Below are 23,082 nucleotides of genomic sequence, written 5' to 3'. Positions count from 1 at the left end.
TGCAAGTTCGGTTACCCGAAACTATCGTGAGCGCATGTCACCGGTCCGACGCGGCGCGCTCATCACTGCCGTCGTCCTGCTTGCCGCCACCTTGGGGGCGTGCAGCACCGCGGGTGTGGACCGTGATCGCCCGAAGGTGCTGACGACCTTCACCGTGCTCGCCGACATCGCCGGCAATGTCGCCGGGCCGCACGCCGAGGCCGTGTCGTTGACCAAGTTCGGCGCGGAGATCCACGGATACGAACCCACCCCGGGCGACCTGCACAAGGCGATGGACGCCTCGCTGGTGGTGGTCAACGGTCTGCACCTCGACGACTGGTTCGAACGTTTCCTCACCGACATCGACGTTCCGCGCATCGTCGCCAGCGACGGCATCGACCCGATGCACATCAGCGACATCCCGGGCGCCACCGCTTCCGATGTCGACCGACCCAATCCGCATGCCTGGATGTCCCCGATCGCGGCGAAGGTCTACGCCGACAACATCGCCGCCGGCCTCGCGCGGGTCGATCCCGACCATGCCGACGACTACCGCCGCAACGCAGTGCAGTACGGGCGGCAACTCGACGCCGAGCAGCAGCGGCTGATCGATGCGGTCGCCACCCTGCCCGCCAATGAGCGCGCGCTGGTGTCCTGCGAAGGTGCGTTCAGCTATCTCGCCCGCGACACCGGGCTGACCGAGCACTACATCTGGCCGGTGAACTCCGAACAGGAGGCCACACCCCAGCAGATGCGCCGAACGGTCGATTTCGTCCGCGACCGCGCGGTTCCGGCGGTGTTCTGCGAATCCACCGTCAACGACGCCCCGATGCGGCAGGTGCAGGGCGACACCGGCGCACGCTACGGCGGGACCCTGTACGTCGACTCCCTGTCCGAGGCCGACGGGCCGGTACCCACCTACCTCGACCTGCTTCGCCACGACATCTCCACCATCGTCGCCGGACTCACCGGGAAGGACGCCGACCATGTCGAACCCTGATACCCCCCACCAGGTTCCCGCACTCGACGTGTCCGGCCTGACGGTCCGATACGGACCGGTGACAGCCCTCGACGACGTGTCCATGACGATCCGGCCCGGCCGCATCTGCGGACTGATCGGCATGAATGGATCGGGCAAATCCACCCTGTTCAAGTCGATCATGGGGTTAGTACGGCCCACCGCCGGGCGGGTGACGATCGCCGGTCACGACACCGCCCATGCCCGCTCGCGCGGTCTCCTCTCCTACGTCCCGCAGGCCGAGGACGTCGACTGGCAGTTCCCCATCTCGGTCCGCGAGGTGGCGATGACCGGTCGCTACGGGCGGCAGAACCTGTTCCGCCGCATCACCGCTCGTGACAATTCGGCGGTTGACGACGCACTCGCACAGGTCGGTCTCACCGAGCTGGCCGACCGACAGATCGGGCGCCTGTCCGGTGGCCAACGCAAACGAGCATTCGTCGCCCGCGGCATCGCCCAGGGCGCGGAGATCCTGCTGCTCGACGAACCGTTCGCCGGGGTCGACAAACGTTCGGAAGCAACCATCATCGACCTGCTGACCGACCTCGCCGCCGCCGGTCGCACCGTGTTGATCTCCACCCACGACCTGTCCACCCTCCCCTCCTTCGCCGACGAAGCGGTCCTGTTGATGCAGCGCGTCCTGGTGCACGGCACCCCGGAGGAGGCCTTGCGACCGGAAAACCTGGCCCTGGCCTTCGGTGTCGACGTCACCGAACGCCGCGACCACCCCACCCGAACCGACGCGGAGGTCGGCCGATGATCGAGTTCCTCGTCGAACCCTGGACCCTGTCGTTCATGCGCGACGCCTTCTTCGCCAGCGCCGTCGCGGCGGCGGTGTGCGCTCTGATCAGCTGCTGGATCGTGCTGATCGGCTGGTCATTGATGGGCGATGCCGTCTCGCACGCGGTGTTGCCCGGTGTGGTGCTGTCCTACATCGTCGGGGTGCCGTTCGCGATCGGCGCGGTGATCTTCGGGTTCCTCGCCGTCGCACTCATCGGCACGATCCGCGACACCAGCCGCGTCAAAGAGGACGCGGCGATCGGCATCGTGTTCACCACTCTGTTCGCCCTCGGCCTCGTGCTGGTGTCGGCCACCCCGAGCCAGACCGACCTCGGACACATCCTGTTCGGCAACGTGCTGGGGGTCAGCGGCTCGGCCCTCTGGCAACTGGTGATCCTCGGTGCGGCGGTCACCGCCGTGCTGGTGGCCAAACGCCGCGACCTGACCCTGTTCGCCTTCGACCCGGTGCATGCACACGCGATCGGGTTGTCGCGCCGCCGGCTCGGCGCTCTGCTACTCGGCCTGCTGGCACTGACCTGCGTGGTGGCCCTGCAGATCGTCGGCGTCATCCTGGTCGTGGCGATGCTGATCATCCCCGGCGCAGCCGCGCACCTGCTCACCGACAAGTTCGGACACATGCTGGTGCTGGCACCGACGCTGGCCGTCGGGGCAACCGTGGTGGGCATCTACGTCAGCTACGGCGCCGACGTCTCACCCGGCGGCATGGTGGTGGTCACCCAGGGTGTGATGTTCACCCTGATCTACCTGTTCGCTCCCCGCAACGGCCTCCTCACCAGCTGGTACGAACGACGTCGCACAGCACTCGCGGCAGTCTGATCGGCTCGTCACCTGGGATCCGCAGGTCCCGATCGTTACACTTGCCGATGGTGACAACGCAGAATTCCGCTGACGACGGCCGCAATGCCCCCGGGCCCGCCCTCCGCGCGCAGCTGCCCACGGTGTCGCCGCTGACCGAGCTCACCCGGTTCGGCGCGGCCACCGCACACGCCGCGGCGGGAGTCGGGCGTTTCGTGTTCCACACCGCGCAGGGCTTCATCCACGGCAGAACGCCGGCCCCCGCCCTGGTCGCCCATGAGATCCGCACCACCTTCGAACATCTCGGCCCGACCTATGTGAAGCTGGGGCAACTGATCGCATCGAGCCCGGGTGTGTTCACCGAGACCCTCGCCACCGAATTCGAGTCGCTGCTCGACCGGGTACCGCCGGCCGATCCGGCCGAAATCCGGGCACTGTTCATCGCCGAACTCGGGCGCGCACCAGAGGACGTCTTCGCGACCTTCGACGTCGACCCGATCGCGTCGGCGTCGATCGCCCAGGTACACACCGCCACCCTGTACTCCGGGGAGGAGGTGGTGGTGAAGATCCAACGCCCCGGCATCACCGATCGCCTCGCACCCGACATCGCCCTGCTCGAGCGGTTCGCCGGTCTCGCCGAGATCTCGGAGTACGGTCGCATGCTCAGCGCCCGGCACGTCGTCGAGGACTTCGCCGACGGCCTCGACGACGAACTCGACTTCCGCAACGAGGCCACCACGATGCGCGAATGGTATGAGTGCCTGCGCGACGGGCCGTTCGGCAGTCGAGTGCGGGTGCCCGAGGTGTATGACGACTACACCACCTCCCGGGTGCTGACCATGGAACGCGTCTACGCCATCCGCATCGACGACGCCGATGCCGTGCGCGCCGCCGGCCACGACGGGGTGGCGTTGTGCCGCAACCTGCTGCTGTCGCTGTTGGAGTCGGCATTCCGCGGCGGCCTGTTCCACGGCGACCTGCACGCCGGCAATGTCCTGGTCGACGCCGAGGGCACACTGGTGCTGCTCGACTTCGGCATCGTCGGCAGATTCTCCAAACGCACCCGACGCATCCTGCGACAACTCGTCGTGGACCTCATCGTGCGTGGCGACTACGAGGCGGCCGGCCGGGCGATCTTCCTGCTCGGTGCCGTCCACAAACCCGGCTCGACGGCCCAGGGCGCCGAGGACATCAAAAAGGTCGCGTTGCCGTTGGGCGCCACCGACCTCGGGTCGATGTCCTACACCGACCTGGGCCGGCAGCTGGCCGCCGTCGCGAAGGCGCATGACGCCCGGCTGCCCCGAGAGCTGGTCTTGGTGGGCAAGCAGCTGCTCTATGTCGAGAAGTACATGAAGCTCCTGGCTCCACGCTGGAAGGCGATGGCCGACAAAGAGATCTACGGGTACATGGCCGGGATCCTGAAAGAGGCCGAGCGGGATCGCCGCGACGATCGGGCCGTATCCGGCTGACCTCCGACGGTTGCCGACTGCGCGCCGATAGGGTGGGATGTTGAGTCCTGCTGTGTGGCGGGCCCGGTGGTTTTGGGAGTGGAGAATGAGACGACTTTGGCTGGCGCTGCCGGCGTTCCTCGGCGCCGCGTGTATAGCCGCCGCCATCGCCATACCGCTGTTCCTGGTGCCGCAGCTACGAGTGGTGCCCCTCGACCTCGACATCACGTCGGAGGCGACCACCGTCGCCGAGGACGGTTCGACCGGCGAGCGATTCCCCGCGCGGGTCTTCGACCGCTGTTCGGTCAGTGAACCCCGCGCCCAGGTCGACGACGCTCACCTCAGTCAGCAGCGGCGGTCGGTGATCATCGAGCCGTCCGATCGACGCCAGGCGACTCTGCAGTCCGCGCAGACCGTGCAGATCGACCGCCTCCGCAACGCCGACGGCGACGAGACCGAACCCACCATGGCGGCAGCGGACGCGGCGCGCGAATGCGATGACGGACTGCTGACCGCGAACATCGACCGGGTGTCGGTGAACCGCACGACGTCGGTGCCCAACGGCACAGTCAGTTCGCTGCAACTCGAGGCGGCGCCCGAAGGCGTCAATCCGCAGGATGTTTCCGTCGAGCTGCCCGATCGCCAGGGGTTCCAGTACAAGTTCGGGTTCGACGTGCAGAAGCGCTCGTACTTGTACTACGACACCAACACCCGCCAGGACATCCCGGTGGAGTTCGTCGGGGAGACGACCATCGACGGGGTCACCGTCTACGAATTCAGCGGCGAGGTGCCCGAGACCGACGTGTCGAGTCTGCCGAACGCGCAGGGACAGGCGGCGCTGGGCACCATCCTGACCATGCCGGCGAGTTGGTGGGGTATCTCGGGTCCCGGTGTCGAGCCGGAGGACTCGGTCACCATGCACCGGTATGCGACGGCCACCCGCAGCGTGTGGGTCGAGCCCGAGACCGGCACCATCATCGACGGGATGGAAGACCAACACCAGTACTTCCGATCACCCGATCAGAGTGAGGACACGCCGGCGCCGATCCGCGATTTCCAGATGGACGTGCTGAAGGGTCGCTTCAAGTGGACCGACGAGACCGTGTCCAATCAGGCCGCCCGGGCCGACGACTACATGGGCCAGCTGCGGCTGGGCAACTTCTGGTTGCCGCTGATCCTGGGCATCGTCGGCGTGGTGCTGCTGGGTGTGTGGGCGCTGCTGTTCTGGCGCGGACGCCGTAGCGACGACGATGACACCACCCCGCCCACCGACGACGCGGAGACCACGTCGCGGCTCGGCGAGTCGCGGGTTGAGCAGTCGCCGACCGCGCCGGCCGATGACGCGGCCGGCGGCGGTGGTGTTGCGGGTGCTGCGGGAGCCGCCGGTGCTGCGGGTGTTGCGGGTGCCGGTGCTGCCGATAGGCGCGTCGGCGGCGCACACGCTGCCGACCCGTGGGATCAGCCGACGGAGCAGATCCCGCGCGTCGAGACCGCGCCGGAGTCGGAGACCGAGACCACCTCCGAGCCCTCCGCCGACGAGACCCAGCGGTACCGCCGGCCACCGTCGGAGTAGGCCGCCGACAGCCACCCCGATTCGCCAACGTCGCCTTGCTTCGGATGCAAGGTGATGTTGGCGTTTCGGGGTGGCTGCGTCGAGCTCGATCCGAGCGGAGCCGTTCGGGCCTCCGCCTGGCGCAACGTGCGGGCCACCTCGAGTCTCTCGCACGCGGCCTGCTGATCTCGCCGCAGTTCCTCGATGGAACCCGCGAGCAGCGTCATCGCGAGGTCGCGATCACCCGGTTCGCGTTCGAGCGGTGGCATCCGCCTGGTGACCGACACCCGACCGGCAGCGACGACCACGGTCGACGGGGTTCTCGTGACCTGTCCGGCGCGCACCGTGATCGACGTCGCCCGGGGTTCGAGTCGTATCCCGGCGATCGCCGTCGGCGATGCCGCGCTGCACGCCGGGCTCTGCACCATGGACTGTCCGAGTCCGTACTGGAATCTCGGAGCCGAATCGAGTTGACCGACCGCGGGCTCCCGATGCCCGAACTGCAGGTCGACCTGTACGACTCCTGCGGACGATGGATCGCCCGGGTCGATTTCTACTGGCGCGAGCAGCGGGCCGTCGGGGAAGCAGATGGCGAGTCCACCCCACACCCCTCGACACAGACACCCCGAAACGACGAAACCACCTTGGTTTGGAACCAAGAACCAAGGTGGTTTCGTCGAACAGAGGTGGCTGCGCTAGCCGTTCAGATCAGCGCCCAGCCGATCAGAAGAACGCCGGCCGGAAGGTGCTGTTCCACGACTGCTTGAAGTCGCTCTGCCAGTAGTCCCACCAGTGCACGCCGTCCGGGGTGATCCGGGTGGTCAGCTTGACGCCCGGGACCACGGCGAGGCGGCCGATGTAGAGCTGGCTGCTGGTGGAGGCCGCAACCTCCAGCGGGACCATCTGCGCGAACTTCACCGGGTCGAAGCTGGCGCTCGACGGGTTCACCGAGGCGTCGTACTTGCTGCCCACGCCGGTGCCCGACGACACGAAGACGTACTTGCCGGCCAGGTTGTTGGCGGTCAGGAACGGGTCGTTGGCGGCCCACTGTCCGGCCGGCCAAACGCCCCACATGTTCATCGGGTTGCCGCCCATCTCGATCACCGATGCCTGGATGCCCTGGTTGAAGCCCGGCATGGTGACGGTCGGGTAGCCACTATAGGAGGCGACGGCCTGGTAGAAGCCCGGATGACGCGACGCGAGGTTGAGCGCCGAGGTACCCGACATCGACAGCCCGGCGATACCGTTGCGACGGTTGTCGCTGTTGTGCCTGGCCGCCATGTAGGCCGGCAGCTCGCGCGTCAGGAAGGTCTCCCACTTGTTGACGCCCAGCGCAGGATCGGTGCGCTCCCAGTCGGTGTAGAAGCTGCCACCACCACCGAACGGGATGGCGACGTTGGTGCCCTTGCCGTTCATCCAACGCGCGACGTCGGTCTCGATGAGCCAACCGCTGTTGTTGTTCGGGGCACGCAGTCCGTCGAGCAGATACAGCGTGGGCTTCGGTCCGCCGCCGCCGGCCGAGACGATGCACACCGGCACACTCCGATGCATCGCATTGGAGTAGACGGATTCCACCGTGCATCCGTTGGCCGCATGGGCTGCGGGTGCGGCGACCGCTGCGGCGCCCGTGGCGGCGACAAGAGCCACGAGTCCGGCGACCAGGCGCTTACGGGCGCGAGTCAGCATTAACAAGTCCTTTTATCGATCGTGACCTCGAAGCGGGCCAGGTCATTCTCAGGGCATTCTCACGGGATTCTATGGCTCATGCGGCCGGCGCATACCCGTCGTGAGGGAGTGTAACGGCTCTATAACACTCCGGCAAAGCCAAGGACGCGCCCCCGACGGCCGCCCGGACAACGCAAATCTCCGACGACGCAGGGGCCACCTGGGGGAACGCCCGTCATCACCCTGGATCGCCGCCGGCCGTTCACGACTCGATCATTCGGTGTCATCGGGCCGTTACCGGTTTGCGCGATCAACGGTGACTCTCAGCCGACGCACGTACGCTGTGGCCGGTGGACCTGACGGAGTACGTGCGGCACGACGCCACCGCCCTGGCCGAGCTGATCGCCGCCGGCGACATCACCCCCACCGAACTGCTGTCCCTGGCGCGGCGTCGCGCCGACGCCGTCAATCCGGCGCTCAACGCGATCGTCGCGCGAATGGACGACGCGGCAGATGCCCGGACGGCCGACCCCGGATTGTCCGGACCATTCGCCGGCGTGCCGTTCCTCATCAAGGACCTCGCCCAGGAGTACCGCGGCTACCCGACGTCGTGTGGCTCCCGATCGTTGGCCCGACACGTGGCGACCGAGCATTCAGAGGTCACCCGACGGTTCCTCGACGCCGGGTTGGTGATCTTCGGCAAGACCAACACGCCAGAGTTCGGCGCGAAGGGCGTCACCGAACCCGAATTCTGGGGACCCGCGCGCAACCCGTGGAACACCGACCACACACCTGGCGGGTCCTCGGGCGGGTCGGGCGCCGCGGTGGCCGCCGGTATCGTGCCGGCCGCCGGCGCCAACGACGGTGGCGGCTCGATCCGGATACCGGCCGCCTGCAACGGACTCGTCGGGCTCAAAGCGACCCGCGGGCTCGCGCCGTTCGGCCCGATCACCGGCGAACCCAAGTTCGGGATGGTGGTACAGGGCGTGGTCTCGCGCACCGTCCGCGACGCGGCCGCGCTCTACGACGCGATCGTGGGTGCCACCGACGGGTCGGTCTATCCCACCCCTGGCCCGCCGGCGTCATTCGCCACCGCCATCACCTCCGCGCCGGCGAGGTTGCGCATCGGCTACTCGACTGCCTCGGCGATCAACCCGCATCCACATCCGGAGGCGGTCGCCGCCGTCGAGCATGCGGCAACGGTGCTCACCGAACTCGGCCACCACGTCGAGGAGGTGACGCCGCCCCAGGACGACGCGGCGCTCGCCCGTGACTTCCTGACGATCTGGTTCGCCTCCCTCGCCACCGAGGTCGACGCGACGCGCGCCCTCACCGGCGCGACCGACCGGGACTTCGAGGCCGATACCCTCGCGCTCGCCGAACTCGGCCGGTCGGCCGGGGTGGTGGCCGCGATGTCGGCCCTCGACGAGGTCAACAACCACGTGTTGGCGTTGGCCGCATTCCACCGCACGCACGACCTGTTCCTCACTCCGACACTGGCGACACCGCCGTTGCGGGTGGGTGCCACCACCACGCCGGCGCTGCTCCAGACCGCTTCCCGGGTGATCGCGAAGGTCCGTGCCGGAAAGCTGCTGGCACGCACCGGCGTCCTCGACGACCTCATCGAGCAGAGCCTCGGCTGGGTGCCCTACACCCAGCTCGCCAACCTCACCGGACGACCGGCCATCAGCGTCCCGCTGCACTGGACCGCCGACGGACTGCCGCTGGGCGTGCAGTTCGTCGGACGGCTCGGCGCCGACGGCGACCTCCTGGCGTTGGCCGCGCAGCTCGAACAGGCCGCCCCGTGGGCGCATCGCTACGCCGACATCACCATCTGATCGAGTAGCCCGAGCGAACGAAGTGAGGCCGGGCGTATCGAGATCACTGCGTCACGCAATCCCCGAACGATAGTGTCGACACCACCAGCGATGAGGAGGGGCGTGTGAGCCAGCAACAGGCCGACGCGGTGGTGGTCGGATCGGGATTGGCCGGATTGGTCGCGACCTATGAACTCACCCGCGCCGGCCGCAGGGTGATCGTGGTCGATCAGGAGAACCGCAACAACCTCGGCGGGCAGGCGTTCTGGTCGCTCGGTGGTCTCTTCCTGGTCGACACTCCCGAGCAGAGACGCCTCGGCATCAAGGACTCCGCGGACCTGGCGTTGCACGACTGGATGGCGTCGGCCGGATTCGATCGCGACGACGAGGATTTCTGGCCGCGGCAGTGGGCGCGCGCCTACGTCGACTTCGCTGCCGGCGAGAAGCGTCAGTACCTGCACGACCTCGGACTGCGCATCACCCCCATCGTCGGCTGGGCCGAACGTGGCGGCGGGTTCGCCGACGGTCACGGCAACTCGGTGCCCCGCTTCCACCTCACCTGGGGCACCGGGCCGGAGGTGGTGCGCGTCTTCGTCGAACCCGTACTCGAGGCGGAGAAGCGCGGCCTGGTGGAGTTCCGGTTCCGGCACCGCGTCGACGAGGTCGTCGTCGAGGACGGTGCGGCGGTCGGCGTGCGTGGTTCGGTCCTGGCGCCCACCGACCTCGAACGCGGAGTGGCCTCGCCTCGCGACGTCGCCGGTGAATTCGAGATCCGGGCGGGTGCCGTCGTGGTCACCACGGGCGGCATCGGCCACAACCATGAGCTGATCCGCCAGAACTGGCCGACCGAACGCCTGGGACCGGCACCCGCGACGATGATCTCCGGCGTTCCCGCCTACGTGGACGGCCGCATGCTCGGCATCGCCGAGGACGCGGGCGCCAGCCTGGTCAATCGGGACCGGATGTGGCACTACACCGAAGGTATCCACAACTGGGATCCGATCTGGCCCGACCACGCGATCCGCATCATTCCCGGTCCGTCGTCGCTGTGGCTGGACGCCAACGGCAATCGGCTGGCGCCACCCAATTTCCCCGGCTTCGACACCAATTCGACGATGAAGGCGATTCTGTCGACCGGCTACGACTACTCCTGGTTCATCCTCACCCAGAGCATCATCGAAAAGGAGTTCGCGTTGTCGGGGTCGGAGCAGAATCCCGACATCACCAGCAAGGATCTCAAGTTCGCCGCCAAGAGTCGATTCGCCAAAGGTGCGCCGGGGCCGGTGGATGCGTTCACCAGACACGGCGTGGACTTCGTGGTGCGCGACAACCTCCCGGACCTGGTGGCCGGCATGAACGAGATCACCCGGGGACCGAAACTCGACCTGCAGCATCTCGAACGGGTCATCTCCGCCCGCGATGCGCAGATCGACAACAAGTTCGGCAAGGACGCCCAACTGATGGCGATCACCAACGCGCGACAATACCTGGGCGACAAGCTGGTCCGGGTCGCCAAGCCGCATCGGATCCTCGATCCCACACATGGCCCGTTGATCGCCGTACGCCTGAACGTCCTCACCCGGAAAACGCTGGGCGGGTTGGAGACCAATCTGGATTCACAGGTCATGCGGCCCGACGGCAGCGCTTTCGACGGGCTCTTCGCCGCAGGCGAAGTCGCCGGTTTCGGCGGCGGTGGGGTGCACGGGTACAACGCTCTGGAGGGCACATTCCTCGGCGGCTGTATCTTCTCCGGTCGCACCGCGGGACGGACCATCGCCCGTCGCTGACCGACCGATGCGCCCGGTAGCTGTGGGCTACAGTGTGTCCCGTGCCGATCCCCCAGACGATCCTGACTCGGAAGACGACCTCGGCGCTGTTTCTCGTCCTCACCATCGACGACGGCGGTGCGGACGACGTCCGGGATCTGTTGGGCGAGCTGCCCTCCCTGACCCGAGCGGTCTCCTCCCGCGCCCCCGAAGCGGCGCTGGCCGCGATTGCATCGATCGGCTCAGCTGCCTGGGATCGCTTGTTCGACGGTCCGCGCCCCCGCTCGCTGCGGCCGTTCGTCGTCTACGAGGGCGAGGTGCACACCGCCCCCGCCACCCCGGCCGACCTGCTGCTGCACATCAAGGCCGACCGGATGGACCTGTGTTTCGAGGTCGGCCGACTCGTGATGGACGCGATCGGCGAGGCGGTCACCGTCGTCGACGAGGTCTACGGTTTCCGCTACTTCGACCTGCGCGACATCATCGGTTTCGTCGACGGCACCGAGAATCCGGTCGGGCAGGCCGCGATCGACGCGATCACGGTCGGCGACGAGGACCCCGCATTCGCCGGCGGCAGCTACGTGGCCATCCAGCGCTACGTCACCGACCTCGAGGCGTGGAATGCGCTCGGCGTCGGTGAGCAGGAGAACGCGATCGGCCGCACGAAGCTCGACAACGTCGAGATGGACGACGACGTGAAGCCGACGAATTCGCACATCGCGTTGAACGTGGTCGAGGATGCCGACGGCGAGGAGATCGACGTCGTACGCGACAACATGCCGTACGGCGCCGCGTCCGGCTCCGGCGAACGCGGCACGTTCTACATCGCCTACTCCGCAGGTCCCGACGTGACCGAAGAGATGCTGCGCAAGATGTTCATCGGCGATCCGCCCGGCAACTACGACCGATTGCTCGACTTCACCACCGCGGTCACCGGTTCGCAGTTCTTCACTCCGACCATCGATTTTCTCGAGGACCTGCCGGCCCCGCCGACTGCGCCCGCCGACGTTGTCACGAACGAGCGCAGCGAGCCCGAGGCACCAACCGACGGCTCCCTCGGCATCGGCTCCCTGCACTAGACGATCACCCGGCCACACCCGCCACGACCCCAGGAGGCAGCATGAACAATCTGCATCGCGCACTCGCACCGATCTCCGACGCCGCGTGGGCCGAGATCGAGGAGGAGGCCACCCGCTCGTTCAAACGCAACAGCGCCGCGCGTCGTCTCGTCGACGTCAACGGCCCGCTTGGCCTGGACATCGCCTCGGTCACCCTGGGGCACCGCAGCAAGATCGACCCACCGGCCGACGGCATTGTCGCGCATCAGCGGCAGGCGCAGCCGCTGGTCGAGTTGCGCGTGCCGTTCACGGTGAGCCGTGAGGCCATCGACGATGTCGACCGCGGTGCGCAGGATTCCGATTGGGACCCGGTGCGCGATGCTGCCGCCGAGCTGGCCCGCGCCGAGGACCGCGCCATCTTCGAGGGGTACCCCGCAGGCGGCATCGCCGGTATCCGGCCCACCGCATCGGCGACACCGATTCCGTTGCCGGCCGACGTGCGCGACTACGCCGAGGCGTTGTCGCAGGCCACCACCGCGCTGCGGCTGGCCTCGGTCGAGGGGCCGTACTCGTTGGCACTGTCGAAAGACGTCTACACCCTGGTCAACGAGACCTCCAACCACGGTGTCCCGATCCGCGATCATCTGCAGCGGCTACTGGTCGGTGGCGGCGACATCGTCTGGGCACCCGCGATCTCCGGGGCCTTCCTGCTCAGCACCCGCGGGGGCGACTTCGAGATGAGCATCGGGCAGGACGTGTCCATCGGCTACGACCACCACGACGCCGAGACGGTGACGCTGTACTTCCAGGAGTCGTTCACTTATCTCACCTACACCCCCGAGGCCGTGGTCCCCTTCACCTTCGCAGGGTGAGAACCGCTGGTCGATCTCGATACGTGACCTCGCAAGCTCGGCCCCTACTCGATCCAAGGAGTAGTCCGAGGCGCTAGCCGAGGACGTATCGAGACGAGGTGACCCCCATCGCGCCCAGAATCACATCGCGCCCAGAATCACGTCGCACCATGTCGGGGTCAGTTGCTAGCGTCAACCAAGTGATCGCGCGATGCTGAGCCGCCTCATCCGGACATACCTCACGAACTACCGCGGGTACCTGACAGCCGTGGTCGCTCTTCAGTTCGTCGCCACCGCCGCGATGCTGTATCTGCCCACCCTCAACGCCGACATCATCGACAACGGCGTGGCCGAGGGCGACACCGACTACATCCTGCGTATCGGCGGGTGGATGCTGGTGGTCAGCGTTGTCCAGGTGGTCTGCACGATCGCCGCCCAGTACTTCGGCGCGCGCACGGCACTCGGCGTCGGCCGCGACATCCGCCACGACCTGCTGCACCGGGTCAACACCTTCTCCGCGCGGGAGGTGGGCCGGTTCGGCGCGCCGTCGTTGATCACCCGCACCACCAACGACGTCCAGCAGGTGCAGCTGCTGGTGGTGATGAGCACCGCGATCCTGGTGATGGCACCCATCATGTGCATCGGCGGTATCGCCATGGGCGTGCACGTGGCGCCAGGACTGTCGTGGTTGCTCGCGATCGCCGTACCCATCCTCGGGCTCACCATGGCGCTGATCATCGCGCGGATGATCCCCGGTTTCCGGGCCATGCAGGAACGGATCGACGCCGTCAACCGGGTGCTGCGCGAGCAGATCACCGGTATCCGGGTGGTGCGGGCATTCGTCCGCGAACGTCACGAGATCGATCGTTTCGCGCGCGCCAACGATCATCTGGCCGACGCCACTTTGCGGGTGGGCCGGCTGATGGCGCTGATGTTCCCGCTGGTCATGCTGATCACCAACGTCACCATCGTCGCCGTCATCTGGTTCGGTGGGCACGCGGTGTCCGACGGGTCGGTGGAGATCGGTGCACTGACGGCGATGATGAGCTACGCCATGCAGATCATGATGTCGGTGATGATGGCGTCCTTCCTGGCGATGATGGCGCCACGAGCCACGGTCTGCGCCGAGCGGATCTGGGAAGTGCTCGACACCGACACCTCGGTGGTCTCCCCCACCGACCCGATCGGATTCGCCACCGATCCGTCCACCGTCGAGTTCCGCGGCGCAGAGTTCCGTTACCCCGGCGCCGACGACCCGGTGCTGCGCGACATCGGCTTCCGTGTCGAGAAGGGCACCACCACGGCGATCGTCGGTTCCACCGGGTCGGGCAAGACGACGGTGCTCGGCCTGATCCCACGACTCATCGACGTCACCGCGGGCGCGGTCCTCGTCGGCGGCACCGACGTGCGACGCCTCGACCCCGATCAGCTGCGCTCGGCCATCGGCCTGGTCCCCCAACGCCCGTACCTGTTCTCCGGCACCATCGCCGCCAACATCCGGCACGGCAAACCCGACGCCACCGATGAGGAGATCTGGGAGGCACTGCGGATCGCGCAGGCCGACGATTTCGTGGCGCGCATGCCCGACGGCCTCGACACCACCGTCGCCCAGGGCGGCACCACCGTCTCCGGCGGCCAACGTCAACGGCTGGCCATCGCGCGCGCCCTGATCCGACGTCCCTCGGTGTACCTGTTCGACGACTCGTTCTCCGCACTCGATCTGTCCACCGATGCCCGGTTGCGTGCCGCACTGCGCCCGGCCACGCGGGACGCCGCGGTGATCGTGGTGGCACAGCGCATCTCGACCATCGTCGACGCCGATCAGATCGTGGTGCTCAACCGCGGCCGGATCGTCGGGCTCGGACGACACGACGACCTCGTGGAGACCTGCGAGACCTACGCCGAGATCGTCGAATCCCAGCTCGCCATCCAGGACGTCTCATGACCCGCCCCGGTGGCGCGGGGCGTCCGGGCGGGGCAGTCGGCCCGCCGATGATGGCCGGTCCGGCAGAGAAGGCGCGGTCGTTCGGGCCGTCGGTGAAACGGCTCATCCGCCTGCTGCTGGCCTATCGGGCGTTCATGGTGACCGTGTTCGCGTCGATCGTCATCTCGGTGATCCTGTCGGCGGTCGCGCCGCGCGTCCTCGGCCATGCCACCGACCTGGTGTTCGACGGTGTCATCGGCACCACCCTGCCCGACGGGCTCACCAAGGAGCAGGCCGTCGCAGGTCTGCGCGAGCAGGGCCAGAACACCTTCGCCGACATGGTGTCGTCGATGGACGTCACGCCGGGCGTGGGTGTCGATTTCACCGCGGTGGGGCAGGTCCTGCTCATCGTGCTGGTGCTCTACGTGTTGTCGTCGGCGCTGGCCTGGCTGGCTGCCTACCTGCTGAACATCGTCGTGGTCGGCACCATCCGACGCCTGCGCGCCGAGGTCGAAGAGAAGGTGCATCGACTGCCCTTGCGCTACTACGACGCCGCGGCGCGCGGCGATCTGCTGAGCCGTGTCACCAACGATCTCGACAACCTGTCGCAGAGCCTGCAGCAGACCATCGCGCAGTTCCTGAACTCGGTGCTGATGGTGATCGCGCTGCTGGCGATGATGATCTGGATCTCGCCGCTGCTGGCGTTGATCGCGGTGCTCACCGTTCCCTTGGCATTCATCGCGACCGCGCAGATCGCCAAACGGTCCAAACCGCACTTCATGGCCCAGTGGTCATCGACCGGCAAGCTCAACGCCCAGGTCGAGGAGGCCTTCACCGGCCACGAACTGGTGAAGGCGTTCGGGCGTCAGTCCGAGATCGAGGCGACCTTCGACGAGCGCAACGAGAAGCTGTTCGAGTCGAGTTGGCGCGCCCAGTTCATCTCCGGGATCATCATGCCGACCATCATGTTCCTGGGGAACCTGAATTATGTGGCGGTCGCCGTGGTGGGCGGACTGCGGGTGGCGTCGGGCTCGCTGAGCCTCGGTGAGGTGCAGGCGTTCATCCAGTACTCCCGCCAGTTCACCCAGCCGCTCACCCAGATCGGGTCGATGTTCAACCTGATGCAGAGCGGGGTGGCCTCGGCCGAACGCATCTTCGACGTCCTCGACGCCGACGAGGAGACCCCGGACCCTGCCGATCCCCAGACGCCGGTCGACGGGCACGGTCTGATCGAGTTCGACGACGTCTCGTTCCGGTATGTCACCCACCGGCCACTCATCGAGAACCTGTCGCTGGTGGCGCAGCCCGGACACATGGTGGCCATCGTGGGTCCGACCGGCGCCGGCAAGACGACACTGGTGAACCTCATCATGCGGTTCTACGACGTCGACGCCGGCACCATCCGCGTCGACGGTGTGGACTCCCGCCGGATGACCCGCGATGACCTGCGGGAACGCACCGGCATGGTGCTGCAGGACTCGTGGCTGTTCGGCGGCACCATCTACGAGAACATCGCCTACGGCGATCCCACCGCGAGCCGCGCGGAGGTCATCGAGGCGGCCGAACTGAGCCACGTCGACCACTTCGTGCGTACGTTGCCCGACGGCTACGAGACCGTTCTCGACGAAGAGGGCGGCGGGGTCAGTGCCGGTGAGCGGCAGTTGATCACCATCGCGCGGGCCTTCCTGGCCAAACCGACGATCCTCATCCTCGACGAGGCGACGAGTTCGGTGGACACCCGCACCGAGTTGCTGATCCAGCAGGCGATGGCCAACTTGCGGACCGACCGCACGAGTTTCGTGATCGCCCACCGGCTCTCGACCGTGCGCGACGCCGACATCATCGTGGTGATGGAGGACGGCCGGATCGTCGAACAGGGGAGCCACGACGAACTGCTCGCCACCCGCGGCGCCTACTGCCGGCTCTACAACAGTCAGTTCGCCGGTCCGCTCGAGGACGAGCCCCTCGCCGGGGATCACGTCGCCGGTTAGGCGCCGATCTGGTGTGACCGCAGCCCTACTCGGCGCCGCCGCGACCGGGCTCCAGTGCTCCGGCGATCCGCTGTTCGAGTTGTTGCGCCGCCGCGGGCGGTACCGCGATCAAACCCTCCAGTTCGTCGCGCGCCTTACGGTAGGCGGCCTGACGCTCGGCTGCGGTGGCCCCGTCGTCACCGGCCACCGCGATCAGCCGGCGGGCACGTTCGAGTCGTTCGCGCTCCACCGGCGAGAAGTCGGCCTGCCGGCGGCGACGCGCCTCCCGCTCGGCGGTGTCGAAGGCGGCCGCGTAGTCGCTGACGGCGTCCCGGTACTCGGCGAAGGCTGCGGGCTCGAGCAGTTCGTCGGCGTCATTCGGTCGCAGATCGTCAGCGCGGACCTTGGCACGGTGGAACGCGAGGGTCAGCGGCTCCCGCAGATCGGTCATCATCGGGTATTGGATCAGGGTGGCGAGGTCCAGTTCGTAGCCGAACCAGCGATCGTTCACGTCGTCGTGCCGAGCCAGCGTCTTGGCGATGACGGTCTTGCTGGTCTGGGTGATCCGCAGTTCCTCGGCCCGCGACGACGCCTTGATCCGCTCGAGTTCGATTTTGTCGCGGCGGCGCTTCTCGTTGTATGCGGCGATTCGGGCGGCCCAGCCCCCGACGACTCCGCCGATCGGGAAGATCAGCCACCAGAAATCGCCGATGGAGCCCATGAAGCCACCCACGCCTCAATGCTACCGACGCCGAACCTGATGGATGCCGCGTGCGCACGACCTAGGCTGGCGAAATGGCCGATCCGAACGCCGAACGCCTACACCCGGTGTCACTGGCCGAGTGGCACGACTGGCTGCGCGCGAACCACGACACCTCCGGGGGCATCTGGTTCGTGTTCTGGCGCAGAGAGTCCGGCAACGAACCGCTCGACTACGACGCCGTCGTCCGGGAGGCGTTGTGCTGGGGCTGGGTCGACGGCCACACGCGAGTCATCGACCATGATCGTCGGGGCATGTGGTTCACCCGCCGCGGCCGCAACAGCGCGTGGGCCGCGTCCAACAAGGCGCGCGTCACCGAGCTCATCGCCGAGGCGCGGATGCAGCCACCCGGACAGGCGGTGATCGACGACGCGAAGGCGCGCGGCCTGTGGACCCTGCTCGACGACGCCGAGGCGCTCATCGAGTCCCCGGAACTGGCCGCCGCGCTCGACGCCGATCCCGCTGCCCGCACGAATTGGGATGCGTGGCCGCCGAGCGTACGGAAATCCGCCCTCACCCAACTCGCCTTCGCCAAACAACCCGCCACCAAGACGCGGCGCATCACCACGATCGTCGACAAAGCCGCCCGCAACGAGCGCCCGTGACGCGATGCCGTACGCGTCGCTCCAACCGCTGGTCGAGTAGCCCGCGAGCCGCCAGGCGAGCGAGCGTGTCGAGACCAGCACCCACGACGACCGACCGGCACGTCACCTACAGATCCGGGATGGGGAGGTCGAGGTTCGGGATGACGATGCCACCGTCGACCTCGAGGATCTTGCCGGTCAGGTACGACCCGGCCGGCGAGGCGAGGAACAGCGCGGCGGCCGCCACGTCCTCCGGATCGCCGAGCCGGTGCAACGGTGTCGCCGACTCGATCTGTGCGCGCATGTTCTCGTCGTCGGCCACCACGTCGAGTGCCGACGTCAAGATCGCGCCGGGAGCGATGCCGTTGACCCGGATCCTCGGGTTGAGGTCCATCGCGACGAGCCGGGTGTACTGGGCCAGCGCACCTTTCGCGGTGCCATAGGCGGCGTAGGCGCGACCCGGGGTCCGCCCGACGGCCGAGGTGATGTTGATGATCGCCCCGCCGTCGGCATTGTCGAGCAGATGCGGGACCGCCGCGAGAATCAACGCGTGTGCGTTGGTGACGTTGAAGTCGAAAGCCTGGGTCAGGTGTTTGGGCTTGGTGTCGAGCAGCGGCCGAGGCATCGCGCCGCCGACGTTGTTGACGACGATGTCGAGGCGCCCGAACTCGTCGACGGCGGCCTGCGCCAATCCGGCCGCGGCGTCGGGGTCGGCCAGATCGGCCGCCACCACCAGCGCGCGGCGTCCGGCCTCGCGAACACGGGCGGCGACCTTGTCGAGTTCTCCTTCGCTGCGAGATGAGATCACCACGTCGGCGCCGGCCTCCGCGAAGCCGACCGCGATGGCCGCCCCCAGACCACGTCCGGCGCCCGTCACGATCGCCACCCTGTCATCAATACGGAATCTGTCCAGGATCACGCCCTCGAGGATGCCACCGATCGGGCCAGAATGAGAACACGTTCTACGCTTACTACCGAAGCGATCCGGAGTCACGATCGTTTCCCGGCGGGGTCGGCCATCGGTGCGGTCACCCCGTGACCCGCGTCCTCTGGCACACTGGTGACGCCGACGTGATGCATTGCTGCCAGCTGGTCGTGACTCTCGTAGGGCGCTCCTCTCGGACCCGACCTCCGTGGCGCCGGCCTACACAGAAAACACCGAGGCACCCCCATGGCGGACACGGACGGCTCGACTCTTCCCCGCAACCACGTGGTCAGCTCCTACACCGAGCTCATCGCCGAAGTACGACAATCCGGGCTCCTCGATCGGCGGCGTGGTTTCTATGTCCGCAGAGTCGCATTGTGTGTCGCGGCGTTTGTCGGCGTCTGGGTGGCAGTGGTCGCGATCGGTGACTCATGGTGGCAACTGTTGCCCGCCGTCGTACTGGCGGTCGTCAGTACGCAATTCGGATTCCTGGGGCACGACGGAGCACATCGCCAGATGTTCTCCTCGGCCCCGGCCAACGAGTGGACGGCCCGGATCATCGCCGGCGGCTTCGCCGGATTGTCATTGCATTGGTGGCGCGCCAAACACAATCGTCATCACAAGGCGCCCAACAAGATCGGCGTCGATCCGGATATCGAGCCGGGCCCACTCGCCTTCGTTCCCGCGGATGCGACGAACCGAACCGGCTTCTACCGGTGGTTCACCCGCCGACAGGGATGGTTGTTCTTCCCGCTGGTGACCCTCGAGGGCGTGGCCCTGCATGCACACAGCGTCCGCGGACTGCTGGGCAGGACCCCGGTCGCACACCGCTCGGTGGAACTCGGGTTGATCACCGCACGACTGCTGTTCGGCGTCGTGGTCCCGATGACGGTGATGTCACCACCGATCGCCATTGCCTTCATCGTCACCCATCTGGCCCTGTTCGGTGTACTTCTCGGGTGCTCTTTCGCGCCCAATCACAAGGGGATGCCGTTGGTGCCGCGAAACATGCAGGTGGATTTCCTGCACCGGCAGGTGCTGATGTCGCGCAACATCCGCGGGGGCAGGTTCCTCGATTTCATGATGGGCGGCCTCAACTACCAGATCGAGCATCACCTGTTCCCCAGCATGCCGCGACCGCATCTGCCCAAAGTGCAGCCACTGGTGCGTGCGCATTGCATTCGGCACGGTGTGCCATACACCGAGACATCTCTCATCGCCTCGTACGGCATCGTCATCCGCTACCTCAACCAGGCCGGACTCGGTGAACGCGATCCCTTCACCTGCCCGCTCGTCCGGATGTACCGATGATCGAGAAGGCGCCCGACCGCAAAGGAGGGCAGGTTCCAGCGCTCGGGCCGACCAGACTGCGTCTCGGATACGACCTCCGCTCCCCCATCGGTGGGGCATGGCTGCCTTACACCACGCAGATCTCCGATGAACTCGCGGGCCTGCAGGCGGCCGGATACGACCGGCTCGGCAAGATCTCCTCGATCAGCGTCAACTGGCGCAGCCTGGCGCACTACCCCGGCCTGGACTCCGACAATGCCCCCGACGAGTTGCCGTTGATGTTCATCACCGCCGAGCGAGCATCCGTCACCCTGCTGGTCATTCCGGCGCGCACCTCATCGGCGCTCGCAGCCGCGCTACTACGGCAAGCCGGGACCCGAAAGGGCGAGACTTTCCCAGAACACAGTTCCGTGTACCGGACTGCCCGCCGAATCCTGGAGCGGGCCGCGGCACAACATCGGGATGCCACCGCAACGCCTCGTTGATCAACCGCAGGGTTCAGTCGACGAGAATCGGCCGTCCGATGGTTGTGTCGGCCCAGGTATTCAGTAGTCGCGTCCCGGACGCACCACCGCCAACAGCTCCTCACCCGCCTGATACCGCCGCAGGTTCTCGGCCATCCACGGCGCCATCGCCCGCGTCAGCCCGGATGCCGGATTCGCGACGTGCGGCGTGATGATCACGTTGGGCAGCGACCACATCGGGTCGTCGTCGGCCGGGGGTTCCGGATCGGTGACGTCGAGGGCAGCACCCGCGATCTCGCCGTTGCGCAACGCATCGAGCAACGCCGCCTGATCCACCAGCGGTCCGCGCGCCACATTGACGATCCACGCATGTGAGGGCAGCGCGGACAGCGAGCTCGCGTTGATCAGATGCCGAGTCTCCGCGGTGGCGGGCGCAGCGAGCACCACATGATCGGTCTGCGCCCACACCTCGTCGGTACGCGCGGACGGCACGGTAAGCGCGGCACCCTCGACCGGTCGGCCGGAACGGTTGACGGCAATCGCACGCGCACCACATGCCGTCAGCCGCGGGATCAGCGACGCCGCGATACCGCCGGCACCGATGATGGCGACCGTGGACCCGTGCAGCGAGCGGACCGCGGTGTCGATGGGCTGTTTGTCCCAGTGCCGCAGCACCGCCGTGTTGATCTGGCGCAGACCGGCCAGCAGCAGGCCGAGTGCGTGCTCGGCGACGTTCTCCGCGTAGAAGCCCGACGCGTTGGTCCACACCCGCCGATCGTCGATGACGCCCGCCGACACGTACTCCTCGATCCCTGCGGTCTTCAGCGCCACCCACACGATCCGGTCGTGGAGGTCGGGGAAGTCGTCGACGGCGCCGATCCACACCAGCACCCGGGCCTCGGCCAGGTCCACCACGCGGCCGCCGGCCGATTCGACGGCCGCCACCAGATGTTCGTCCCGGGTCGGCTCCACGGCCACCGGGATCGCGGTGGCACTCATCGGCGCACGTCCCGGGCGGCCGAGGTGGCCAGTTCGTCGGCGATCTCGTTGTAGTGATCACCGGAGTGGCCCTTGACCCACTTCCAGGTCACCTCGTGGCGCTTCTCCTCTTCGATGAGTCGACGCCAGAGGTCGGCGTTCTTCACCGGCTTCTTGTCGGTGGTCTTCCAGCCGTTGCGCTGCCATCCGGCGACCCACTTGGTGATGCCGTTGCGCACGTAACTCGAATCCGTGTAGATGATCACGGTCGACGGTCGGGTCAGTGCCGCGAGTCCTTCGATGGCGCCGGTCAGCTCCATCTTGTTGTTGGTGGTGGCCGGGTCCCCGCCGGACAGGCGCTTCTCGCGCCCCCGGTGACGCAGCACCGCACCCCATCCACCCGGCCCCGGATTACCCAGGCACGCACCGTCGGTGGAGATCTCGACCACGTCGCGGGGCTCGGCCGGTTCGGTCGGCAGGAGGTCGGTGGTCGGTTCGTCGGGGGGGCTGTCGAACAGGGCATCGGTCACTCACCGAAGGGTACTGCACAGGCCCGACCGGCCGTCCCGAGGAGTTTCGTCGGCGCCGAGCCCCTGCCACCGACGCGTGCTGACGCATAGGGTTGAGGCATGCAGCCCTGGGATCCGGACCGTTACCTGCAATTCGCCGACGCTCGTGCCCGCCCCTTCCTCGACCTCATCGCACAGGTGCCGACCGCACCGTCCACCATCGTCGATCTCGGGTGCGGACCCGGCCACCTGACGCGCCACCTGCGCGCGCTGTGGCCCGATTCCCAGATACTCGGGATCGACTCGTCGCCGCGGATGATCGAAAAGGCCTTCCGCGAGAACACCGACCCGCATGCCAACTACGACATCGCCGACGTCACCACCTGGGAGCCCAACCAGCCCGTCGATCTCATCGTGTCCAACGCGATGTTCCAGTGGTTGCCCGACCCGATGGCGGTGGTCGAGCGACTGCTCGGCCATCTCAACGACGGCGGGGTCTTCGCCGTCCAGGTGCCGGACAATCACGAAGCTCCGATGCACCGGGAGTTGCGCGAGCTCGCCGACGACCCACGTTTCGCCGAGCAGCTGCGCGACGTGCGCCGGATGCCCGGTTTCGACCCCGCCGACTTCCTCGCCTTTTTCACCGAGCGTGGCTTCACCGCCAACACCTGGTCGACCACGTACCTGCACGTGTTGCACGGCGACGACCCCGTCTACGACTGGAGCGCGGGCAGCACTGTCCGGCCCTATCTGACCGCCCTCGGTGACGATGACTGCACGACGTTCACGGCCGAATACAAGCAGCGACTACGCGAGGCCTACCCGCCGCAATCGATGGGCACGGTGTTTCCGTTCCGACGAACCTTCGCGGTGGCCACGCCGTTCTGACATCGCTCGGTCAGCGCCTCGACGCGCCGATTTGCCGGGA

Annotated in this window: 21 protein-coding genes; 15 read left to right on the top strand and 6 right to left on the bottom strand. The window is 67.4% G+C overall.

Annotation, left to right across the window (positions count from 1 at the left end; all coding sequences use genetic code 11):
• Positions 1-34 precede the first annotated feature (34 nt).
• From NWF22_RS12395 to pgfA, 5 genes are all read left to right on the top strand, one after another.
• The gene (locus tag NWF22_RS12395) at positions 35-979 is read left to right on the top strand and encodes a metal ABC transporter substrate-binding protein (protein WP_160901977.1); all 945 of its coding nucleotides are present in this window, start codon (positions 35-37) and stop codon (positions 977-979) included.
• Positions 966-1,757, top strand: coding sequence for a metal ABC transporter ATP-binding protein (locus tag NWF22_RS12390; protein WP_160901976.1), 792 nt, complete (start codon positions 966-968; stop codon positions 1,755-1,757). Before NWF22_RS12395 ends, NWF22_RS12390 begins: the two co-directional genes overlap by 14 nt.
• Complete coding sequence (locus tag NWF22_RS12385) at positions 1,754-2,614, top strand: metal ABC transporter permease (RefSeq protein ID WP_160901975.1); 861 nt, start codon at positions 1,754-1,756, stop codon at positions 2,612-2,614. The genes NWF22_RS12390 and NWF22_RS12385 overlap by 4 nt, the downstream gene beginning before the upstream one ends.
• A gap of 47 nt (positions 2,615-2,661) precedes the next feature.
• Positions 2,662-4,062: an ABC1 kinase family protein gene (locus tag NWF22_RS12380; RefSeq protein ID WP_160901974.1), complete on the top strand. Its 1,401-nt coding sequence runs from the start codon at positions 2,662-2,664 to the stop codon at positions 4,060-4,062.
• 85 nt (positions 4,063-4,147) lie between these two features.
• Complete coding sequence (pgfA, locus tag NWF22_RS12375; RefSeq protein ID WP_160901973.1) at positions 4,148-5,614, top strand: cell envelope lipid trafficking protein PgfA; 1,467 nt, start codon at positions 4,148-4,150, stop codon at positions 5,612-5,614.
• On the opposite strand, the gene NWF22_RS12370 is transcribed toward pgfA, so the two are convergent.
• Both NWF22_RS12370 and NWF22_RS12365 read right to left on the bottom strand, forming a co-directional pair.
• Entirely contained in the window at positions 5,500-6,201 is a 702-nt protein-coding gene (locus NWF22_RS12370) for a hypothetical protein (RefSeq protein WP_160901972.1), read from the bottom strand. The two genes, pgfA and NWF22_RS12370, sit on opposite strands and share 115 nt — an antisense overlap.
• A 115-nt stretch (positions 6,202-6,316) precedes the next feature.
• Positions 6,317-7,279: an alpha/beta hydrolase gene (locus NWF22_RS12365; RefSeq protein WP_160901971.1), complete on the bottom strand. Its 963-nt coding sequence runs from the start codon at positions 7,277-7,279 to the stop codon at positions 6,317-6,319.
• 329 nt (positions 7,280-7,608) lie between these two features.
• Between NWF22_RS12365 and NWF22_RS12360 the strand changes: the two genes are divergently transcribed.
• The 6 genes from NWF22_RS12360 to NWF22_RS12335 all read left to right on the top strand — a co-directional run bounded on the left by NWF22_RS12360 (position 7,609) and on the right by NWF22_RS12335 (position 16,665).
• Positions 7,609-9,096, top strand: coding sequence for an amidase (locus NWF22_RS12360; protein ID WP_160901970.1), 1,488 nt, complete (start codon positions 7,609-7,611; stop codon positions 9,094-9,096).
• Between the two features lie 104 nt (positions 9,097-9,200).
• Positions 9,201-10,862: an FAD-binding dehydrogenase gene (locus tag NWF22_RS12355; RefSeq protein WP_160901969.1), complete on the top strand. Its 1,662-nt coding sequence runs from the start codon at positions 9,201-9,203 to the stop codon at positions 10,860-10,862.
• A 41-nt stretch (positions 10,863-10,903) separates the two neighbouring features.
• The gene (locus tag NWF22_RS12350) at positions 10,904-11,920 is read left to right on the top strand and encodes a Dyp-type peroxidase (protein WP_160901968.1); all 1,017 of its coding nucleotides are present in this window, start codon (positions 10,904-10,906) and stop codon (positions 11,918-11,920) included.
• A 41-nt stretch (positions 11,921-11,961) separates the two neighbouring features.
• Positions 11,962-12,771 carry a family 1 encapsulin nanocompartment shell protein gene (locus NWF22_RS12345; RefSeq protein WP_160901967.1) on the top strand — a complete coding sequence of 270 codons (810 nt, stop codon included), beginning with the start codon at positions 11,962-11,964 and terminating at the stop codon, positions 12,769-12,771.
• Between the two features lie 190 nt (positions 12,772-12,961).
• Positions 12,962-14,695: an ABC transporter ATP-binding protein gene (locus NWF22_RS12340; RefSeq protein ID WP_160901966.1), complete on the top strand. Its 1,734-nt coding sequence runs from the start codon at positions 12,962-12,964 to the stop codon at positions 14,693-14,695.
• Positions 14,692-16,665, top strand: coding sequence for an ABC transporter ATP-binding protein (locus NWF22_RS12335; RefSeq protein WP_160901965.1), 1,974 nt, complete (start codon positions 14,692-14,694; stop codon positions 16,663-16,665). The genes NWF22_RS12340 and NWF22_RS12335 overlap by 4 nt, the downstream gene beginning before the upstream one ends.
• Before the next feature lie 25 nt (positions 16,666-16,690).
• On the opposite strand, the gene NWF22_RS12330 is transcribed toward NWF22_RS12335, so the two are convergent.
• Entirely contained in the window at positions 16,691-17,365 is a 675-nt protein-coding gene (locus NWF22_RS12330; RefSeq protein ID WP_160902197.1) for a hypothetical protein, read from the bottom strand.
• A 74-nt stretch (positions 17,366-17,439) separates the two neighbouring features.
• Here NWF22_RS12330 and NWF22_RS12325 point away from each other — a divergent pair, with 74 nt between their 5' ends.
• The gene (locus NWF22_RS12325) at positions 17,440-18,009 is read left to right on the top strand and encodes a YdeI/OmpD-associated family protein (protein WP_160901964.1); all 570 of its coding nucleotides are present in this window, start codon (positions 17,440-17,442) and stop codon (positions 18,007-18,009) included.
• Positions 18,010-18,115: 106 nt separating this feature from the next.
• Here NWF22_RS12325 and NWF22_RS12320 read toward each other — a convergent pair whose 3' ends face one another.
• Positions 18,116-18,907 carry an SDR family oxidoreductase gene (locus NWF22_RS12320; RefSeq protein ID WP_160901963.1) on the bottom strand — a complete coding sequence of 264 codons (792 nt, stop codon included), beginning with the start codon at positions 18,905-18,907 and terminating at the stop codon, positions 18,116-18,118.
• 252 nt (positions 18,908-19,159) lie between these two features.
• On the opposite strand from NWF22_RS12320, the gene NWF22_RS12315 reads away from it, so the two are divergent.
• Positions 19,160-20,224, top strand: a complete 1,065-nt coding sequence (locus tag NWF22_RS12315; RefSeq protein WP_160901962.1) for a fatty acid desaturase family protein — start codon at positions 19,160-19,162, stop codon at positions 20,222-20,224.
• Positions 20,221-20,688 carry a DUF5994 family protein gene (locus NWF22_RS12310; protein WP_160901961.1) on the top strand — a complete coding sequence of 156 codons (468 nt, stop codon included), beginning with the start codon at positions 20,221-20,223 and terminating at the stop codon, positions 20,686-20,688. The genes NWF22_RS12315 and NWF22_RS12310 overlap by 4 nt, the downstream gene beginning before the upstream one ends.
• 60 nt (positions 20,689-20,748) lie before the next feature.
• On the opposite strand, the gene NWF22_RS12305 is transcribed toward NWF22_RS12310, so the two are convergent.
• Both NWF22_RS12305 and rnhA read right to left on the bottom strand, forming a co-directional pair.
• The gene (locus tag NWF22_RS12305) at positions 20,749-21,666 is read right to left on the bottom strand and encodes an NAD(P)-dependent oxidoreductase (protein WP_160901960.1); all 918 of its coding nucleotides are present in this window, start codon (positions 21,664-21,666) and stop codon (positions 20,749-20,751) included.
• Positions 21,663-22,124, bottom strand: a complete 462-nt coding sequence (rnhA, locus tag NWF22_RS12300) for a ribonuclease HI (RefSeq protein ID WP_160902196.1) — start codon at positions 22,122-22,124, stop codon at positions 21,663-21,665. Before rnhA ends, NWF22_RS12305 begins: the two co-directional genes overlap by 4 nt.
• Before the next feature lie 150 nt (positions 22,125-22,274).
• Here rnhA and NWF22_RS12295 point away from each other — a divergent pair, with 150 nt between their 5' ends.
• The gene (locus NWF22_RS12295) at positions 22,275-23,042 is read left to right on the top strand and encodes a methyltransferase domain-containing protein (RefSeq protein WP_160901959.1); all 768 of its coding nucleotides are present in this window, start codon (positions 22,275-22,277) and stop codon (positions 23,040-23,042) included.
• The last annotated feature ends 40 nt before the right edge of the window (positions 23,043-23,082 follow it).

Source organism: Gordonia mangrovi, from assembly GCF_024734075.1.
GTDB lineage: Bacteria > Actinomycetota > Actinomycetes > Mycobacteriales > Mycobacteriaceae > Gordonia > Gordonia mangrovi.
Note: the sequence above shows the minus strand (reverse complement) of the source record. Positions and strands in the feature narration are given on the sequence as shown.

Coding starts and splice junctions, on each gene's coding strand:
- NWF22_RS12335 (WP_160901965.1), top strand. CDS start 14,692: ATGACCCGCCCCGGTGGCGCGGGGCGTCCGGGCGGGGCAGTCGGCCCG.
- NWF22_RS12395 (WP_160901977.1), top strand. CDS start 35: ATGTCACCGGTCCGACGCGGCGCGCTCATCACTGCCGTCGTCCTGCTT.
- NWF22_RS12380 (WP_160901974.1), top strand. CDS start 2,662: ATGGTGACAACGCAGAATTCCGCTGACGACGGCCGCAATGCCCCCGGG.
- NWF22_RS12385 (WP_160901975.1), top strand. CDS start 1,754: ATGATCGAGTTCCTCGTCGAACCCTGGACCCTGTCGTTCATGCGCGAC.
- NWF22_RS12330 (WP_160902197.1), bottom strand. CDS start 17,365: ATGGGCTCCATCGGCGATTTCTGGTGGCTGATCTTCCCGATCGGCGGA.
- NWF22_RS12325 (WP_160901964.1), top strand. CDS start 17,440: ATGGCCGATCCGAACGCCGAACGCCTACACCCGGTGTCACTGGCCGAG.
- pgfA (WP_160901973.1), top strand. CDS start 4,148: ATGAGACGACTTTGGCTGGCGCTGCCGGCGTTCCTCGGCGCCGCGTGT.
- NWF22_RS12305 (WP_160901960.1), bottom strand. CDS start 21,666: ATGAGTGCCACCGCGATCCCGGTGGCCGTGGAGCCGACCCGGGACGAA.
- NWF22_RS12365 (WP_160901971.1), bottom strand. CDS start 7,279: ATGCTGACTCGCGCCCGTAAGCGCCTGGTCGCCGGACTCGTGGCTCTT.
- NWF22_RS12310 (WP_160901961.1), top strand. CDS start 20,221: ATGATCGAGAAGGCGCCCGACCGCAAAGGAGGGCAGGTTCCAGCGCTC.
- NWF22_RS12340 (WP_160901966.1), top strand. CDS start 12,962: ATGCTGAGCCGCCTCATCCGGACATACCTCACGAACTACCGCGGGTAC.
- NWF22_RS12390 (WP_160901976.1), top strand. CDS start 966: ATGTCGAACCCTGATACCCCCCACCAGGTTCCCGCACTCGACGTGTCC.
- NWF22_RS12295 (WP_160901959.1), top strand. CDS start 22,275: ATGCAGCCCTGGGATCCGGACCGTTACCTGCAATTCGCCGACGCTCGT.
- NWF22_RS12345 (WP_160901967.1), top strand. CDS start 11,962: ATGAACAATCTGCATCGCGCACTCGCACCGATCTCCGACGCCGCGTGG.
- NWF22_RS12315 (WP_160901962.1), top strand. CDS start 19,160: ATGGCGGACACGGACGGCTCGACTCTTCCCCGCAACCACGTGGTCAGC.